This window comes from Peribacillus sp. YIM B13477 (genome assembly GCF_042787955.1).
In the GTDB taxonomy this organism is placed as follows: domain Bacteria; phylum Bacillota; class Bacilli; order Bacillales; family DSM-1321; genus Peribacillus; species Peribacillus frigoritolerans.
The window spans coordinates 196127-212242 of record NZ_JBHZPD010000004.1; the positions used below are offsets into that span (position 1 = coordinate 196127).

Genomic DNA, 16116 nt, shown 5'->3' on the forward strand with positions numbered 1-16116 from the left:
GGCAGATTAGTTGCATAAGGCATACGTCAGTTTACTGCAAAGCTACCTTTTAAATAAATTGTGTCATTTACCTATGGGGAACATAGCTTAAATATAAGTACTCCCTTAAAACTAATAAAGAGTGATTGTATGTCTTGTGTTACTGGGATTCTGGAGGATTTGTGTGTGTTTATCAAATTATATAGGAGTGTGTTAAAAGTGAACGAAGAACTTCAAAAATTGTTTAATAATTTAATTCAAGTTGAGCATGTTTCGTCAACACTATATCTTGCAATGTCAGCGTATTTGGGTAGATTGAATTATACGGGCATGGCAAACTGGCTACTTTTACAATCAGAAGAAGAAAGAACTCATATGCTTACATTGATTGATTATGTTGTTAATAAAGACGGGACTGTAACACTCGCTAGTATCCCTGCCCAACCGAGTGACTTCGGAACACCATTGGAAACTTTTCAAAGAGTATTATCACATGAACAAATGGTTACTAACTCTTATCGTCAAGCCTTTAATTATGTAAGTCAAGTTGATCCACAAGCATCCGTTATTATACAAGACTTTCTTAGGGAGCAAATAGACGAAGAAGCTCAGAGTCTAACCATCGTTAATCGTCTGAACTTGGCTGGTAATAATCCGTCTGCCCTTTTATTGTTGGACCAAGAATTAGGGCAAAGGAAAAACGGTGCAGTTGCAGGTACACCTGCTGCTGGTTAGACAAGGGGTTTTCTTCTGTGTCATTGCCATCTAGTGCATAGGATAATTTAATAAATCTGTGAAGGGGTTAAAAAAATGTACTATGATCCTTGTATGTATCCATACCAATATCAAAATCCTTATTATGTTAATGTACCAATGTATAACTATGTAAGACAGCCCGATTATTGGAATACTAATGATGCTAACCATTTGGGTTTTGTACAATCATTAAATAGAAGAAATAACATTGAGGTAAAAGATTTTGGAAGGAAACCATATGTAGTTAATATCAATGAGGCTACGAAACAAAACAATACCTATCGAACAGCTTTATGGACAGGAAATCATTTGCAAGTTACATTGATGAGTCTAAAAGTTGGTGAAGATATCGGTTTAGAAATTCACCCTAACGTTGACCAATTTTTACGTATTGAACAAGGTCAAGGGTTTGTTCAAATGGGCAAGAGTAAAGATAACTTAAACTTTGTAAATAATGTTTATGATGATTCTGCCATCATGATACCTGCAGGAACATGGCATAATGTAACTAATACAGGTAATATCCCGTTAAAACTTTACTCAATTTATGCTCCTCCTAGCCATCCGTTTGGTACTATTCATGTAACAAAAGCAGATGCAGTGGCTTCGGAAGAAGGTTACGGTCATGGCAATAGAAATACAGTTATTTCTGGAAAGACTCCAGATGAATGGATACAGCACACGGAATTTTTGGTTAAAGAAGGTTTAGAGGATGTTAAAAGAGGAATAAATGCCACACATATTCTTCAAGAATTTATTCTGATGGGAGTTCTTGTAGGGAAAGGATATTCTCCTGAAATAGCATATAAAACAGTAGAAGAATGGGAACGTACAGGAGAATCCAAACTTCTTCAGCAAAGCAAAAATATGTAGAAATAGAGTGAAAACTATCATGCTGCAAGCTGAGGACAGTTCCCTTAGTACTTTAAAAGACCACGGGTAGAATCAGAATTATCATGGTGAACCAATCACAATTAGAAAAAGTTATTAATGTGGATAACATAAGTTTACACCTTGTTTTTAACTACGATACATTGAAAAGTCCTAACTTGTATGAGTAGGGGCTATTTTTTTGTTTAAATTCTTTTAAAGGTGTTGTTGAATTTCTTAATGAACTAAAGGGGCAGGTTAGTTCATTAAGAGAGTAATTATCTATCAAATATAATCATTTGGGATATTTATTATCAATAGTTAGATAAATAACAAATTTAGTTATATTTGTTTTATAATTTTATCTATATCGGAAAAGGGGATAGTTATTGTGGAAGGTTGTTTTTGTAATAACCACACTGAAGATACACAAACTTCAGGGACTTCAAAAGGGTTCTCTCCCGATAAAAAATATGTGGTTTATTTTGATGATAACAAATTTTTGTTACGGGTATATGATATGGTGGGGTATGAAAAGAAGAAGACAGAGTTTCAAATATTGAACAAAATGAAACAGTTTAATGTTCAATCATCACAGCCAATTGATATAGGTTTTATTGAAGCATTAAACGCCGGATATAATATTTACTCATATATTGATGGTATAGATGCAAAAGAGGCAATACATACACTTAAAGAAGAAGAACAATATAAAATTGGAATGGAAGCAGGTATACAACTATCTAGGATGCATTTATTTGAAGCACCTTCAACAGTTAAAACCTGGTATGACCGAGCGATGGATAAGCATTATAGATATCTAAATGCTTACAAATCTTGTGGTATAAAAATTAAAAATGATGAAAAGATTATTGATTTTATTGAAAAGAATAAACATCATATGAAAAATCGTTCCAATCACTTTCAGCATGATGATTTTCATCTGGAGAATATCATTGTGAAAGATAAGCAGTATGCTGGTGTAATTGATTTTAATAATTTTGATTGGGGAGCCCCCTTTCATGACTATGTAAAAGTAGCCTTATTTCAAAGGGAATTAAGCGTTCCATTTTCAATTGGAAAAATTGAAGGATATTTTGGTTGTAGTGTTCCTGAAGATTTTTGGATGCTTTATTCTATCTATACGGGAATGGTTATCTTTTCATCAGTTGTATGGTCTTTACGATTTGCACCAGACAATTTAGATGCAATGATAACAAGATTATACGTTGTATTGGAAGACCACAAAAACTTTGAATCACTAAAACCTACATGGTATGAACAAAATAAGTTATTAAGCTAACTGGTGCGTTAGCTGAAGATCGGAGCTGTCTTTAAGGCAGCTCATTTCTTATGGCATTAACGGGGCAGGTTTGTTCAACAATTGGCCATATTCTTGAATAACTAGCGAAAGTACCCTTATGAAAGGGCGTTAGAATAATGATAAGTACTTCTTATATTTATGGTTTGTCATAAGAAAGAACCTATCAAGGTAAGCTCTTTCTTATTTTCCTTTTAATAACCAAAAACCAATTAATATAATTGTGATACCAACCCCTGTTCGCCAATTGGGAATTTCTTTTAGAAAAATGTATCCAATTGCTACACTAACTAGTATCTCCATTCCTTTAGAGACAATAAGTGAGAAGGTTAAGTTATCTACAATTTTTGTTAAAAACTTCACTCCGTATCCAGTCATAATACTCGCAGATAGAAAAAAAGGTAAAAGTTTAATGTAGTACCATAAGGTGGATAAAAAATTTGAGTCAATGTGCTTGGTGTGATAAGCGTAAATAGCATTAATAATTAATAACCCGCCTAACATTAATAAAAGGGCAAGGAAAATCATATATGTTGTTCTCCAATTGAATTTGTTCCTATAATTTTGCCCAAATGCAAAATCTTTATGTAAAGTAAAAATCAAGTTACTCATTTTGCATGAACTGTAATCAGAAACGGGCGCGATTCTATAGTAAGAATCGCTTTTCTTAATCAACTACCATGAAAATAAGTTTCTTTAAAAATGAAAAATAACAATACTTAAGAAGACCCTGCTCAATCGTTTTAAAAAAAGAGGAGAGCGTTAATTAATCTATGGATTAGGGTTGACTGGATTAAGGTCAGTATCAGTATTGACACTTCCTAACCATTTTCATTCTTTGTGGTGAATCGCCGATTTTTGCGATTCATGGATGCTAACGGGGCAGGATAGTTGATGGAATATTCTAAAAAAAATTTTGCAAGTTACTGATGATATAATGATTTTTCACTAAGTATTTCATTTGTATTCAACCCGACCTTTGGTAAGTTGAAAATAAAACTAGGGTAAACTTAATCTGAATTTTAGGAAGAGGGCTCAAAATGAAATTAAATAATGAAAAAGATGGTGTTGCGTATGCGATACTTTCTTATATTATGTGGGGCATTACACCCATTTACTGGAAATTAGTTCAAAACGTATCTTCAGGAGAGATTATTGCACAACGAGTTTTCTGGTCTTTTATTTTCATGCTTGTTCTTATATTTTTTACGAAAAAATGGAATACATATGTAGAATTCGTGAAAGAAATCGTTAAAAAACCAAAATTGTTTTGGTCCCTACTTATTGCTGCATTACTGATTAGTTCAAACTGGGGTATCTTTATGTGGGCTGTGATCGAGGGGAAGATATTAGAAGCGAGTCTTGGTCAATACATTAATCCCCTAACAAGTATGTTAATCGGTGTAATTGTGTTAAAAGAGAGGTTAAGTGGTGCTCAAATTCTTGCCTTTATATTAGCTGGAATTGGTGTATTAACACTTACGATACATTATGGTGTGATTCCTTGGATTTCGCTTAGTCTGGCTCTTACCTTTGGATTTTATGGTTTAACAAAGAAAATGATTAAAGCCGATTCAACCATTGGATTAACACTTGAAACAATGGTCATTTCCCCTATTGCATTAGCCTATTTGACTTACTTGATCTTTCAATCTCAAACACAATTCTTTAATTCCATTTCAACCAGTTTACTATTAATGGGGAGTGGCATAGTAACAGCTTTACCCCTTTTGTTATTTACAAAGAGTGCCAAAAAAGTTTCATTATCTATGCTTGGTATTCTCCAATATATCTCGCCAACCTTGTCACTGATTGTAGGTGTTTTTCTCTATCACGAAGTGTTGACTAAAGCACATATTATTGCCTTTATCTTCATTTGGTTAGCTCTTGCGATCTATACTTTTTCTTCTATAACAAAATGGGGTCAAAAGAGTAAAGGACCTATAAAAAATAAAAATAAAATTGAAGCCTAACAAGAGTTAGGTTTTTTTACTAATGAGGGCCGATAATCTAAAAAAGGCATCTCTTTTTTCTGGTTCATTTCAAAATAGACTGTGAATAAATGAACTTAAACTAACGGGTGCGTTAGCTGAATAACGGAGCTGTCTTAAGGCAGCTTGTTTTTATGCAACTATCTGGGCAGGTTAGTTCCATAAGCGTTGTGTACTCGAAATACAAGGGCTTAGTTTAATTATTTTTACCCAACTTCTCGTTACCCCGTTTAAAGTTACCCGTAATTTTAGCTAACAATAACTGTAGTTCTGTTATATTATCTTCAACTTCATTGATTCTTTCTATAAGACGCAGTGCCTCACTATCCTTTAAAAATTTAATTTGTTTACCTTTGTAATAGATTACTACTGTTCCATTTTTCGTTATTCGATAAGTAAATGGTTCTTCACTTAATCTGTTTCGTTTGTCTATATCGCTCACTGCACCGTCTCCCTCCTCATTATAGTTCAAAGATTATATTCAAAAAGGCAGTTGATTTTCCTGTTTTATTTAAATATTTTTATTCACAGTCTGTGTCAAATCTGCGATAAGTCTTATAGAACTAACGGGTGTTCGTTAATTAGTGAGCTGTGACGATCGGCCCTTTTCTTACAGGATAGTTTGAATAAGATATGAGTAATCAGCATAATTCTTATTTCAAAATAGATATATATCCGTTTCGGATCTATTCATTAGTTCATATCCTATTAATACTAGGGAGGAGATGAATAGATTGGCATCTAATGATGAATTGATTTGTCAAAAGTTTGCTAGGATTATCGGCGGCCAAGAAGGATTTGCGGGTGGCAAATGTGTGGCAACCATAAATCGAAATGAACTCAAAGTGAAAATTTTAGGGAAACGTTTTAGAGTAACTTCTTCTTTCTCATTTGAATCCAGAGATAATCATACTGGACGGGCATTGTGCCTAGGCAGGGTAGCACTTTTGCAAAAAGAAGTCGAGAATTTTGTTGCTTCCATTCTTAAACAAGGAATAATAGTTTCATCCATACACAATGAGTGGCTTTTCGATAAACCGAATTTGGTTTACGTTAATATCGAAGCTGTTGATGATCCATTAGTTTTTGCAAAGAAAGTCAGAAAAGCGCTACGGAACTAACGTATTTCCCCAAATTGGTAAACTGGAGCTGGCATAAACACGGTAAAAAACGAGTTTTGTTGAACGAAGGGTGCGTTAGCTGCTGGCTGGGGCTGTCTTTAAGACAGCCTTTTGTTATGGAACCATCGGGGCAGGTTAGGGGAAGAAGGAATTTATTGATCAGCTAAAGAATAGTATTCGGTAAAGGTGAATGATTAAACAAACTTAATATCAGGAGGGAAAAATGGTTGATAATAGTTATGAGAAACAAAATTTGAAAAAACTCAGGATTTTTATTTATATCACGATAGCATTAATATTTTCAATGATATTTCTATTTATTAGCATTTTTCTTTTGTTTTTTCTATGGCAGGCATTTTAGACTTTGTGTATTTTACACCCCAAATAGCCATTTTCTCATTCTTGATTTCTATTGTATTTTCTGTTTTAGCTATAAAAAATCTCTTTGGTAAGATATTGTTAGCATTAAACATATTTCTCATGCTATTTATGATTTTTTATGGTCCATAACTAGATACCATTAAATGAGGACTGCACATTTTAGATATGACTAATATGTGTAGTCCTTTTTCTATCAATTGTGGAAAAATGTTTGTTTTTTGAAGGTGATTCTCTTATTTTGTTGTATTTTTACTAATTGATAGGTTCATTCAAAATACAGTAAAAAACGGAGGGAAATCACATGTTTAACAATTGGAAAAAAACACTGATGGCTGGATTGATCAGCTTATCCTTGCTAGGTACTGGGTATGTCAGTCATGACCTGATCTCCTCGCAAAACGTCTCGGCTGAACCGGTAGCTAATAATGCACCAGGGCATTTGAAAAAAGCGGAGTCTTCCCAGCTTGATGAAATTATCAAACGTGGATACATCCGGGTAGGAATGACGGGGGACTACAAACCATTTACCTATTTGAACCCGGAAACGAATGAGTATGAAGGCTTTGACGCGGACGCTGCCAAAGAGCTTGGCAAAGATCTTGGTGTAGAGGTGAAATTTGTCGCTACCACATGGCCTACTATGATGAAAGACCTGCAAGCGGACAAATTTGATATCGCTGTGGGCGGTGTGACCCGCAACACTGCCAGACAAAAAAGCGCTTATGTGTCCCAAGGTTACCTTTCATTCGGTAAGGTGCCTTTGATTCGCAAGGAAGATAAAGACAAGTATCTGACCATTGAAGATATTAACAAGCCTTCTGTGCGCATTGGCGTAAATCCAGGCGGAACAAACGAAGAATTTGTCCGTCAGTATCTAAGGGATGCTAACATAACGGTTGTAGAAAACAACCTTGATATCCCACATCTTGTAGCAGAAGGTACGTATGATGTTATGATCACTGACACAGTAGAAGCAATGCTATATGCAAAAGCTGATTCAAGATTGCATGCGGCTCAAACCGACAAGCCTTTCACAAACAGTGAAAAAGGTTATATGATCCCAAGAGGTGATTTCATTTATGCAAGCTACTTGGAAATGTGGATGGATGAAATGAAGCTCCAGGGTAAATTTGATGCCCTCTACAAAAAGTGGGTGGAATAGAATATTGAGGTGCTGCCCATTTATTGCACCACCTGTGTTAGTACCTTAAAAAAGGCCATCATTTGAAAACAAGCGTAACCCCGTTTAAACTTTGGGCGGGGTTACGCTTGTTTAATTTAACCATTATGGTAAATATAATACTTGGGTTGAATATATAAAATCAATTATGTTAAATAATAAATTAATATTATTGATTTTTTTGGTTTAATAATTTAATTTTAGTATTTATATTTTTAATTTATTGTTATATAATCGATTTAACTAAAAGGGAGGAATTGCATTCCATTATGGCTTATAAAGTAATCACAGAGTGTCCTGTCTGCAGTAAAACATTGAAAATTACAAAGTTGCAGTGCTCTCATTGCCACACTACGATTGAAAATGAGTTTGAATTATCTAAGCTGGCATCCTTATCGAAGGATCAGCTTCATTTTGTGGAAGTATTTTTAACATGCAGAGGGAATATCAAAGAAGTTGAAAAGGAGCTGGGGATTTCGTATCCCACGGTTCGAGGCAAGCTAACAGACATCATTTCATCCCTTGGATATGTGCAGAAGAAGAAAAATGAAGTAGACGAGAAAAAGGTTGTCACCATGTTGGAAAATGGCGAAATCACACCAGAAGAAGCCATTAAGCTCTTAAAAGAGGAATAGGGAGGAATTTATCATGAAAGAGGAAATTACAAGAGTGTTAACAATGGTTCAAGAAGGGAAAATTGACGCAGATAAAGGATCCGAACTGATTCAAGTCTTAAAAGAGAAAGAAGAGACAGGTAATAAGCTTTTGGAAAAACCGACAAAATATTTAGATAAAACATTAAAAATTCGTGTTGTATCAGCCGAAAATGATAACGTCACGGTCAACTTGCCTATAAAACTGGTCAAGGTAGTATTAATGGCTGGACACAGCATCGCAGCGAGTATTCCTCAATCGGAAAAATACGTTAAGGATGTAGACATAAGCCTTATTATGGAAGCAATCGAAAACGAATTAGATGGCCAAATTGTTGATATTAAATCGGCAAACGGGGATACCGTTTCAGTCATCATTGATTAGTGAGTTGTTTATGATGCATGTAAAAGTGAAAGCAAAAGACGTTCGGTTTACCATCCCAGTTCCATATGCCATTTTAAATATTGTTATTTCCATTTTATCTTCAAAATTTCTTCAGCAAAATGTAAACAAATGGACAAAAGAGCACTTCGAAAGAAAAAAACTGGACTTTACCTTTCCGCATATAGACAAAAATATGCTAAAGCCTATCGTCAAGGAACTGAAAAATTATAAAGGGATCGTGCTAGTTGATGTCAGAGCTAAGGACGGTACTGAGGTTAAGGTTAGACTATAATTTTATTATAGAATACACCGACCACTGCCTGGCATTTTGAAGGAAAATCCTAATTTCTCACAAAGTTATTTAATTTTAAAAGATTAAACAAGCATAACCCCGTTCTATAGGACGGGGTTAAAAATATGTTGTTGCGCCCGATTGTTGACGGGCGCTTTTTTAATCGCGCATTGCTCCTGCCTCTCGGGAAGTCATTGCACCTTGTCCTTCGCTTACATCTTTTTGAATTTGTTGTTTTACTTTTTGTGCATCAGTTCCGGCAAATTCCGGTTTCATAATGGAGCCCGAGTTCCCTTTAGCTGGTTGATTCTGCTGCATACAATTCCTCCTCAATTTATGTTTAACACTCTTATCATTTACAAAAAGGTTCAAGAGTACTAAATGATTTTAAATGAAGTTCCCAAACTAACACCTTCAACTCATCAGGTATGGTTTCTATATAAATGCTATAACAAAGTTGATTGGAGAGAAAGGTGCGAGACTCCTGCGGGAAAAGCGAGTCTAGGGAGACTCCGCAGGCGGAAGCCGAGGAGGCTCCCTGACCGCCCGCGGAAAGCGAGTGCCTGTAGCGGAAATCCGCTGCAAATTGTACAAGCCATAAAAAAAACGGGATGCATACTCGATTTCTTCAAATTTGTCTACAGTCTCAGCAATTCCTTAATAAGAAATGCTTTTCTTAATGAACTAACAGATGCTTTACTACATTATAAAGGAGCTGTCATCAGCTCCTTTTCGTATGCAGCTAAAGGGGCAGTGCCTGCAAACAATCAATAAGCGAGATTGCAAAAGCAAAAGTGAGTTGGTTTGGGATATGTAGGTAAAAATAGAATAAATTTACTTGGAATGATAATTATGATTTAATCAGAATGTCAGTACGTTTTATAGATGACTTACTTAATAATTAGATATACAAGGAAGGTGTATTATCAATGGAAATTAAATCGATTGTTTTACAGACTGAAAATTTATTGCAAATGAAAAATTTCTATATTGGAACGTTAGGTTTTTCTTTAATTAATGAAGATAAGAATAGCTTTCGAATGGCTGTTGGTACAGGTGAAATGGAGTTTACAACAAAAGAAGTAAAAGGTGACCCCTATTATCACTTTGCCTTTAACATACCGGCTAACAAATTTAATGAGGCAAAATCATGGGCAAAAGAAAGAGTGAGTTTACTTGTCGAAGATGGGGTAGATGAAGCTAATTTTACTCATTTACCTGCCCATGCTCTATATTTCTATGATCCTTCTGGTAATATAGTAGAATTTATTTCAAGATATGAAATTGCTGAAGCTAGTATGAAGCCTTTTTCGGTTAAAAGCATTTTAAACATAAGTGAAATAGGTTTAATTGTAGAAGACACTATAAGTGTGAGCGAAAAATTAAATGAAATTGGTGTGTACGAGCGCGACAATCATACAATAAGTAAAAAATCCCTTAATTTCATGGGTGAAAGAAGGAATGGAGTATTTATTATATTAGCCCAACCTGGGAGAAGGTGGATATTCTCCGATAAAACATCTGCCATATATCCTCTTGAGATTACATTAATAAATAACAATAAAATAATCATCAATTCCGATAATGAATTTCAGATATATTGAGGCAGGTTAAAACTTTCTTGATTTCGTGAGTGTATGGTTTTGATTCTTTGAGGGGGAAAGGCAATGATGAAAAAAGTTTGTATGTTACTTATATTTGTTTCTGTACTTTTATTTGGGTGTAGTAATGAAAAACAAGATCTGAAAGAAGACCCTGGGCTTTATGAATCCGAAAAGATAGAAGTATCGTCAGAAGAAAATCCAGAATTGGTTTTAAGCGTTATAGACAATCAAGATGAAGTAGGTGAATTTGTTAATACACTTGAAGTTGATAATTGGCGTATTGTAGATACTCCTCCAAATTCAACTAAGGAGTATATTTATAAGATGTACCAAGAAGATACAGTCAAACTTGGAGAGCCAAATAGCGATAAAAAGGAACTTAAACAAATCGCTACAATTATTACATATAAAGATAGCCCTTATATCGAACTTAGAACCAAGAAACTGGATTTGTATTTTAAAGTTCCAAAAGATGTAGCGGAATACCTATCTAATAAAGAGAACCAAAAACATTGACCATACAACAATTTCGTCAACAGAATGTTATTTCTTTTTATTGAATGAAATTAACTGGTAATAGGCAGCTTTTTCTTATGGAGGGGTAGGATAGTAGAATTAGTATGCCAATAAAATTGTACAGAACTTAATAGGGGGAAATATTTTCTTGAAAATGGTTTGAGTTATATTAGCAATGGTTGTTATTGTTCTAACAGGATATAATCGAATAACTGAAACCGAGTTAATTCCGTATTATATGTTTTTCCTAGGGGCACTTATATTGGTGACAGGATTATCCGAACTTCAAAAAGACAGAAAAGGCTTTTGGGGATATATGAACATTGTTATCTCTTTATTTATTTTCTTTGTTTCCATACAGGGTTTCTTACTGAACTATCGGGGCAGGTTGGTTCTTAAGGAATGGTACAATGAAGGAAAATAACGAGGTGCAAAATGCTTTTAAACGACTTTATGAATGATAATTTCCCGAACTTAGAACTTAGGCCAGCCTTGTTTTATAGTTGGAAAATTGGTATCCGATTTGAATTAGGTGTGGACTATGATAGAGATAATGATTATGAAAATAGCCCATATATACAAGGAGTATATAAAAGGGCTATCACTTTATTTAAGTCCTTGCATTCTCTTAACGATGATATGTATATAGTAATTGACGTAAACGATCATGCAGATGGTTATAAACATAAATCAAAAACTTTTCCTCGTTATATTAAAGAGAAATCGGTCTTATATGGGTTAAACCAAAAAACAATTCCTTATATTTTTCCTGACGATGATGATGAAGGAACATATAAAACACATAGATTTACTTTAAAATGTAAACCATCTGACTTCAAATACATTCCTATGTTAAAAGCAATCTGCAATAATGATATGGGTATAAAACCAAGTATTTTTAATAGAATCTATTTTATCAACATCAACAGGAAAACTATATTTCACGTTTATGATGACAGGGGTTGTGATTTATTGGCGACCACACCCGAAACAATAAGGGATGTTTATGACAAATACAATGATTGGATATTGGATTACGACAGAAATGAAATAGAAGAGATATTCAAATAATGGATGTCTTTGGTGAAATATCAGTGCGTTAGCTGAAGATCGAAGCTGTCTTAAGGCAGCTTTTTCTTATGGCAGAAAGGGGCAAGATGTTGGAGAAGGAACTATTTTGAACGATCTAGAAATAAAGAATATAAAGAAAAGATAATGGGGTGTTTATATAGAAAAGATACCTGTTAACACGATTAAGAAGATAGAAGAGGACATTGAAAAAAATGATTTAGGGAAAGCAAGGGATAGGCTACACGGGTTAATTTCGACCTATCCTAATGAGTTAGAACTGCGCAGAAAGCTGGGGGACATCTATTTTGCATTGAAATACCCTTCAATGGCAGGTCGTTACTGGTATTTAGAAAAGAATAAGACATCAGAGATGGTAAAAGCGTGTATTTTGTTCGAAAAATCTATGGGAAACGATCCTTTCAGAATAGCACGAGCTCTGAAATTTAAAGGTGATAGTGAAATTTTAATAGAACTGGAATTGGATCAGGTAATTTCACCTATACAAAATAAAGTGAAAGAGAGTCTGCTGGAACAACCTGACGATGTATTGAAAGATAATTTGGTTAGTTTGGGTTGCTTCTCAATAATCATATTAACAATTCTCTTTGCATTAATCGGAGTTTACGCTCTTTTCACCTGGATTTTTTGATCCGTAATCTTGCTTTATAAAAGAGTTTTATAGTACTTGTTCTTTACCTAACGGGTGGTTTACTTTTAAAATCTGGCTGCCATCGCTGGCAGTCTTTATAGGGGCAGGTTAATTGAGCAATAAAGATAAAAATCATTCTATATTGAATGTTTTTTATCTTTATCATTATTCGGTGATGTACTAGGGTGTGTTAATATGCGGTCTAATATTTTTTCAGTATATGGCATAAAGTAATTGAGTATTAGCCCACCTAAACAAACGGTTAATAAAGTTCCAACGCCAATTGGTCCATTTGATATCATTGCCATTATCAAGAATGCGAGGTAAATGGCTGTTCTCGAAAAAAATATATTTGTTTTCGTTAATTCTTGTATGATTAATGTTAATCGGTCAACTGGAATCGGTGCAAAATTTGTGTGTAAATATGTTGCCGTTCCTAATCCTATAACGACCAAGCCGATTCCAAAACAAATAACTTTGCTGTACCATAGTTCAGGTGTTATCAAATTGTGCAATATAAAAAGCCACATATCAATCCCGATACCCGTTATAAATGCTGTTAATAACCCCAAAACTTCTGGTCTTTGCCTTTTTAAAAATGAATTAAAACATATCAAGATCAAAGCTATTATGATTTCCCAACTTCCCACAGTAAGCCCCGCATTTATGGATAGTCCCACCAAAAGTGCATCAAAAGGTGAAGTCCCAAGATCTGATTGTATAGTGAAAGAAATACCAAGGGTTAATATTAAAATTCCTAAAACATAAAAAACATATTTCACTATACCGCCCCCCCTTTTTTTTGTTGCAAACGCAACAAAATTACGTTAAATTTAATATAGGTTATTTTTATTGCATTTGCAACAAAAATATGTGTTAAGGAGTTCATTATGAAGGAAATTCTTCGTGAAATTGGAATGATAGCAAGGGCATTAGATTCCATAAGCAATATCGAATTTAAAGAACATGACCTTACAAAAGGGCAGTATTTGTACCTTGTGCGAATATGTGAAAATCCAGGAATGATTCAGGAAAAGTTAGCTGAGATGATAAAAGTAGATCGAACAACAGCAGCTCGTGCTATAAAAAAACTTGAAATCAATGGCTTTATTGAAAAGAAAGAAGATAAACACAACAAAAAAATTAAAAAGCTCTTTCCAACGAAGAAAGGAAAAAGTATTTATCCTTTTATAAAAAGAGAAAATGATTATTCCAATACCGTTGCATTAGAGGGACTTTCGGAAAGAGAAGTAGAAACCATTTCCGATCTTCTTCAAAGAGTAAGAAAAAATGTAGAGAAAGACTGGGAATTTGTAAAAAAGGGAAACAAGAGAAATTATTGATTATTATAAAGGAGCGGCATATTTAAATGACTACAAATATTAAAAAGTGTACCCTAGACGATTCGCGCATTCTTCAAGAAATTAGTTATGAAACATTTAATGAGACATTTAAGCATCAGAATTCACCCGAAAATATGAATGCCTATTTGGAAAGGGCATTTAACTTAAACCAATTAGAAAAAGAATTAGCCAATATTTCTTCGCAATTCTTTTTTGTTTATTTTAATAATGAAGTCGCAGGATATTTAAAGGTCAATACCAATGATGCTCAGACTGAAGAAATGGGTGATGATTCACTTGAAGTCGAGCGGATTTATATAAAGAACAAATACCAAAAACATGGGCTTGGTAAATATCTGCTAAATAAAGCAATGGACATGGCGATGGAACGTAATAAAAAGAAAATCTGGCTGGGCGTATGGGAAAAAAATGAAAATGCCATTGGTTTTTATAAGAAAATTGGGTTTGTTCAAACTGGAGCCCATTCTTTTTATATGGGTGATGAAGAACAAACGGACTTTATAATGACCAAAACAATCATATAACTTATCTTGAAAGGTACATCATTCATAAATACAAAATGAAGGAAATCCAAATTCGAAACAAATGGCAGAGCTGATGATGGAAAAGAGAGTAAAAAAACCACCTATAAACCCAAAATTATTTAACCCTCAAATTCAATAATCTTTGGATGGTACTGCACGAGCGGTTAAATATTCGAACTCATTATTCACTTTATTATTTACCCGAATTACATGACGGATACATGCTACTGCCGGTTTTATTCGGAGTATATTTCTCCTTTCAGATCTCATACTAAAGATAAGAAGGAGGGGTATACATGGCAAAACGAACAAAGAAAAATGATGCAGATCAAAAAAACAAACAAGGGTTTGATTCAAGCAAAACTGATTCTGAATTCTCTAAAGAATTCGGCAGTGCAAATGCCAATCAAGCACATAAAAATAAAGCAAAAAAAGAAAAAGCATCTAAAAATCAAGGTGAGTGGAAAGGCATGCATTGATGCCTGCTCGAGTACGCTTATCGTGCTTCAAACTTTTTACTTAACTTTATGTAAAGGAGCTTATTTAGATGACTCAATCTAAGCGACAACAAGAACGCCAATGGAAAGATCGTAAACAATCTCAGAATCCACATGGTAAGGTCCCTTCATTTGAACAATTAGCTGAAGATACGGGCAAAAATGAATCTGAAACTAAGTAAAACGGTTCTCTTTTCGTTACTTAAAGGCCATAATCATCGATGATTATGGCCTTTTTAGGTATATATACGAGCTGGCTTTTTTATGGGTTGTCATCCCCTTAAGTAGATACTGTAAAAGACAAAGACTACATAAAAATGCGGAGTATTACAAAACCTTTCAGTAAGGAGTTTTTTGGAAGGGGGGAAAGATCAGATATATGTTTTCATTACGGGGAGATGCTCATAAAATTTATCTTCAATTAAAAAAAGCTTCATACAAAGACCGATCTTTCAAAGGGATGAAGAAACTGATTGAAGTGGAAGAAATTCAAAATTTTTATAGTTCGATTGATAGCGATACGTTAAAAAAAGTTTATTATTGTATGATAAAAGAGAAAAACGGATCGGGGATCATTCCTATTATAATATCCTCTGGGCCTTGGCTTTTTCTTCTGTTTTCAAATCAATTGCAAGATTTCCTTTTTAAAGATGGGAGTTTGCTTTGGGTAGTCTTTAGTATAATATATATTTCCATTCTTTCCATTAGTGTGTTTCTTCACTTTCATGAAAGATCATGGTCTTTTGTTCATATTGAAATCATTCAAGAAATTTTACATGATCGAAAAGGGATAAGGGATAAGGCCTGAGGTTCCCTCAATTTTTCGGATGATAGTTATCTACAAACTCAGCGATTCTTTAATAAGAATCGCTTTTCTTATTGAACTAATAGGATAGGTTACTTTAACAAAAGTCATGTAAAATATAATAAAAAAGCGTGTAGTAGAGGAGTCAGAAAATAAT

Annotated in this window: 23 protein-coding genes; 19 read left to right on the forward strand and 4 right to left on the reverse strand. The window is 34.1% G+C overall.

What is annotated here, in order from left to right; genetic code table 11:
- Positions 1–198 precede the first annotated feature (198 nt).
- The 3 genes from ACFX4H_RS14820 to ACFX4H_RS14830 all read left to right on the forward strand — a co-directional run bounded on the left by ACFX4H_RS14820 (position 199) and on the right by ACFX4H_RS14830 (position 2908).
- Entirely contained in the window at positions 199–714 is a 516-nt protein-coding gene (locus ACFX4H_RS14820; protein WP_377435719.1) for a ferritin, read from the forward strand.
- Positions 715–789: 75 nt separating this feature from the next.
- Entirely contained in the window at positions 790–1608 is an 819-nt protein-coding gene (locus tag ACFX4H_RS14825; protein ID WP_377435720.1) for a cupin domain-containing protein, read from the forward strand.
- A gap of 388 nt (positions 1609–1996) precedes the next feature.
- Positions 1997–2908, forward strand: coding sequence for an aminoglycoside phosphotransferase family protein (locus ACFX4H_RS14830; protein WP_377435721.1), 912 nt, complete (start codon positions 1997–1999; stop codon positions 2906–2908).
- A gap of 201 nt (positions 2909–3109) precedes the next feature.
- Here ACFX4H_RS14830 and ACFX4H_RS14835 read toward each other — a convergent pair whose 3' ends face one another.
- A complete protein-coding gene (locus tag ACFX4H_RS14835) occupies positions 3110–3454 on the reverse strand; it encodes a hypothetical protein (protein WP_377435722.1) in 345 nt (114 codons plus the stop codon).
- A 512-nt stretch (positions 3455–3966) separates the two neighbouring features.
- Between ACFX4H_RS14835 and rarD the strand changes: the two genes are divergently transcribed.
- Complete coding sequence (gene rarD / locus ACFX4H_RS14840) at positions 3967–4899, forward strand: EamA family transporter RarD (RefSeq protein WP_241637455.1); 933 nt, start codon at positions 3967–3969, stop codon at positions 4897–4899.
- Between the two features lie 214 nt (positions 4900–5113).
- On the opposite strand, the gene ACFX4H_RS14845 is transcribed toward rarD, so the two are convergent.
- Complete coding sequence (locus tag ACFX4H_RS14845) at positions 5114–5359, reverse strand: hypothetical protein (protein WP_063589950.1); 246 nt, start codon at positions 5357–5359, stop codon at positions 5114–5116.
- Between the two features lie 292 nt (positions 5360–5651).
- Here ACFX4H_RS14845 and ACFX4H_RS14850 point away from each other — a divergent pair, with 292 nt between their 5' ends.
- From ACFX4H_RS14850 to ACFX4H_RS14870, 5 genes are all read left to right on the forward strand, one after another.
- On the forward strand, positions 5652–6038 hold the full coding sequence (locus tag ACFX4H_RS14850) for a DUF1259 domain-containing protein (RefSeq protein WP_241637457.1): 387 nt from the start codon (positions 5652–5654) through the stop codon (positions 6036–6038).
- Between the two features lie 682 nt (positions 6039–6720).
- Positions 6721–7581, forward strand: coding sequence for a transporter substrate-binding domain-containing protein (locus ACFX4H_RS14855; protein WP_377435723.1), 861 nt, complete (start codon positions 6721–6723; stop codon positions 7579–7581).
- Positions 7582–7868: 287 nt separating this feature from the next.
- Positions 7869–8234: a DUF2089 domain-containing protein gene (locus tag ACFX4H_RS14860; RefSeq protein WP_034310939.1), complete on the forward strand. Its 366-nt coding sequence runs from the start codon at positions 7869–7871 to the stop codon at positions 8232–8234.
- A gap of 13 nt (positions 8235–8247) precedes the next feature.
- Positions 8248–8637 (forward strand): SHOCT-like domain-containing protein, encoded by a 390-nt coding sequence (locus ACFX4H_RS14865; RefSeq protein WP_034310941.1) that lies wholly within the window; start codon positions 8248–8250, stop codon positions 8635–8637.
- 10 nt (positions 8638–8647) lie between these two features.
- Positions 8648–8929, forward strand: coding sequence for a hypothetical protein (locus tag ACFX4H_RS14870; protein ID WP_054399329.1), 282 nt, complete (start codon positions 8648–8650; stop codon positions 8927–8929).
- Between the two features lie 159 nt (positions 8930–9088).
- On the opposite strand, the gene ACFX4H_RS14875 is transcribed toward ACFX4H_RS14870, so the two are convergent.
- Positions 9089–9247, reverse strand: a complete 159-nt coding sequence (locus tag ACFX4H_RS14875; RefSeq protein ID WP_164468811.1) for a hypothetical protein — start codon at positions 9245–9247, stop codon at positions 9089–9091.
- Positions 9248–9858: 611 nt separating this feature from the next.
- On the opposite strand from ACFX4H_RS14875, the gene ACFX4H_RS14880 reads away from it, so the two are divergent.
- From ACFX4H_RS14880 to ACFX4H_RS14900, 5 genes are all read left to right on the forward strand, one after another.
- Complete coding sequence (locus ACFX4H_RS14880) at positions 9859–10533, forward strand: VOC family protein (RefSeq protein WP_377435724.1); 675 nt, start codon at positions 9859–9861, stop codon at positions 10531–10533.
- Positions 10534–10596: 63 nt separating this feature from the next.
- Positions 10597–11049, forward strand: coding sequence for a hypothetical protein (locus ACFX4H_RS14885; RefSeq protein ID WP_377435725.1), 453 nt, complete (start codon positions 10597–10599; stop codon positions 11047–11049).
- Positions 11050–11287: 238 nt separating this feature from the next.
- Entirely contained in the window at positions 11288–11473 is a 186-nt protein-coding gene (locus ACFX4H_RS14890) for a DUF3953 domain-containing protein (RefSeq protein ID WP_377435814.1), read from the forward strand.
- 29 nt (positions 11474–11502) lie between these two features.
- Positions 11503–12120 (forward strand): DUF3885 domain-containing protein, encoded by a 618-nt coding sequence (locus ACFX4H_RS14895; RefSeq protein WP_377435815.1) that lies wholly within the window; start codon positions 11503–11505, stop codon positions 12118–12120.
- Between the two features lie 157 nt (positions 12121–12277).
- Positions 12278–12769, forward strand: coding sequence for a DUF6584 family protein (locus tag ACFX4H_RS14900; protein WP_063589957.1), 492 nt, complete (start codon positions 12278–12280; stop codon positions 12767–12769).
- Positions 12770–12906: 137 nt separating this feature from the next.
- Here ACFX4H_RS14900 and ACFX4H_RS14905 read toward each other — a convergent pair whose 3' ends face one another.
- On the reverse strand, positions 12907–13551 hold the full coding sequence (locus ACFX4H_RS14905) for a YczE/YyaS/YitT family protein (protein ID WP_377435726.1): 645 nt from the start codon (positions 13549–13551) through the stop codon (positions 12907–12909).
- A 108-nt stretch (positions 13552–13659) separates the two neighbouring features.
- Between ACFX4H_RS14905 and ACFX4H_RS14910 the strand changes: the two genes are divergently transcribed.
- From ACFX4H_RS14910 to ACFX4H_RS14930, 5 genes are all read left to right on the forward strand, one after another.
- The gene (locus ACFX4H_RS14910; RefSeq protein WP_377435727.1) at positions 13660–14112 is read left to right on the forward strand and encodes a MarR family winged helix-turn-helix transcriptional regulator; all 453 of its coding nucleotides are present in this window, start codon (positions 13660–13662) and stop codon (positions 14110–14112) included.
- A 26-nt stretch (positions 14113–14138) separates the two neighbouring features.
- Entirely contained in the window at positions 14139–14657 is a 519-nt protein-coding gene (paiA, locus tag ACFX4H_RS14915; protein WP_034310964.1) for a spermidine/spermine N(1)-acetyltransferase, read from the forward strand.
- A gap of 296 nt (positions 14658–14953) precedes the next feature.
- Positions 14954–15136, forward strand: coding sequence for a hypothetical protein (locus tag ACFX4H_RS14920; protein ID WP_034310968.1), 183 nt, complete (start codon positions 14954–14956; stop codon positions 15134–15136).
- 68 nt (positions 15137–15204) lie between these two features.
- The gene (locus ACFX4H_RS14925) at positions 15205–15336 is read left to right on the forward strand and encodes a DUF6254 family protein (RefSeq protein ID WP_221408526.1); all 132 of its coding nucleotides are present in this window, start codon (positions 15205–15207) and stop codon (positions 15334–15336) included.
- 278 nt (positions 15337–15614) lie between these two features.
- Positions 15615–15962, forward strand: a complete 348-nt coding sequence (locus tag ACFX4H_RS14930) for a hypothetical protein (RefSeq protein WP_237752104.1) — start codon at positions 15615–15617, stop codon at positions 15960–15962.
- Positions 15963–16116: the final 154 nt, after the last annotated feature.

Bases quoted from the DNA above. Each gene is read 5' to 3' on its own strand.
- ACFX4H_RS14865 (WP_034310941.1), top strand. From the start codon at position 8,248: ATGAAAGAGGAAATTACAAGAGTGTTAACAATGGTTCAAGAAGGGAAA.
- ACFX4H_RS14910 (WP_377435727.1), top strand. From the start codon at position 13,660: ATGAAGGAAATTCTTCGTGAAATTGGAATGATAGCAAGGGCATTAGAT.
- ACFX4H_RS14825 (WP_377435720.1), top strand. From the start codon at position 790: ATGTACTATGATCCTTGTATGTATCCATACCAATATCAAAATCCTTAT.
- ACFX4H_RS14880 (WP_377435724.1), top strand. From the start codon at position 9,859: ATGGAAATTAAATCGATTGTTTTACAGACTGAAAATTTATTGCAAATG.
- ACFX4H_RS14885 (WP_377435725.1), top strand. From the start codon at position 10,597: ATGATGAAAAAAGTTTGTATGTTACTTATATTTGTTTCTGTACTTTTA.
- ACFX4H_RS14925 (WP_221408526.1), top strand. From the start codon at position 15,205: ATGACTCAATCTAAGCGACAACAAGAACGCCAATGGAAAGATCGTAAA.
- ACFX4H_RS14895 (WP_377435815.1), top strand. From the start codon at position 11,503: ATGAATGATAATTTCCCGAACTTAGAACTTAGGCCAGCCTTGTTTTAT.
- paiA (WP_034310964.1), top strand. From the start codon at position 14,139: ATGACTACAAATATTAAAAAGTGTACCCTAGACGATTCGCGCATTCTT.
- ACFX4H_RS14870 (WP_054399329.1), top strand. From the start codon at position 8,648: ATGATGCATGTAAAAGTGAAAGCAAAAGACGTTCGGTTTACCATCCCA.
- rarD (WP_241637455.1), top strand. From the start codon at position 3,967: ATGAAATTAAATAATGAAAAAGATGGTGTTGCGTATGCGATACTTTCT.
- ACFX4H_RS14930 (WP_237752104.1), top strand. From the start codon at position 15,615: ATGAAGAAACTGATTGAAGTGGAAGAAATTCAAAATTTTTATAGTTCG.
- ACFX4H_RS14835 (WP_377435722.1), bottom strand. From the start codon at position 3,454: ATGATTTTCCTTGCCCTTTTATTAATGTTAGGCGGGTTATTAATTATT.
- ACFX4H_RS14855 (WP_377435723.1), top strand. From the start codon at position 6,721: ATGTTTAACAATTGGAAAAAAACACTGATGGCTGGATTGATCAGCTTA.
- ACFX4H_RS14920 (WP_034310968.1), top strand. From the start codon at position 14,954: ATGGCAAAACGAACAAAGAAAAATGATGCAGATCAAAAAAACAAACAA.
- ACFX4H_RS14860 (WP_034310939.1), top strand. From the start codon at position 7,869: ATGGCTTATAAAGTAATCACAGAGTGTCCTGTCTGCAGTAAAACATTG.
- ACFX4H_RS14890 (WP_377435814.1), top strand. From the start codon at position 11,288: ATGTTTTTCCTAGGGGCACTTATATTGGTGACAGGATTATCCGAACTT.
- ACFX4H_RS14875 (WP_164468811.1), bottom strand. From the start codon at position 9,247: ATGCAGCAGAATCAACCAGCTAAAGGGAACTCGGGCTCCATTATGAAA.